The sequence below is a fragment of the Streptomyces katrae genome, from assembly GCF_000966975.1.
In the GTDB taxonomy this organism is placed as follows: domain Bacteria; phylum Actinomycetota; class Actinomycetes; order Streptomycetales; family Streptomycetaceae; genus Streptomyces; species Streptomyces katrae.
Window position 1 is genome coordinate 1 of record NZ_JZWV01001856.1, and the last position, 207, is coordinate 207.

1 protein-coding gene is annotated in these 207 nt (G+C 82.6%); it reads left to right on the top strand.

Annotation, left to right across the window (positions count from 1 at the left end; translation table 11 throughout):
* On the top strand, window positions 1–183 hold a 183-nt coding region (locus tag VR44_RS40815), incomplete at its 5' end, for a hypothetical protein (RefSeq protein WP_045952767.1).
* Between the last annotated feature and the right edge of the window lie 24 nt (window positions 184–207).

Here is a 207-nt window from a genome sequence, read left to right on the forward strand (position 1 = left end):
GGGCGGCGACGAGCCCTCCGGCCCCAACCCCGGCGGGGACGGGCCTGCGACCTCCTGGTCCGGGGCGGGCCGGCCTTCGAGCTCCTGGCCCCGGACGGGCCGGCCTTCGACCTCCTGGTCCGGGGCGGGCCGGCCCTCGACCTCCTCGCCCTGGACGGGCCGGCCCCCGGGTTCCCGGCCTGACGCCGGCGGGGCCCAGGACTGCGG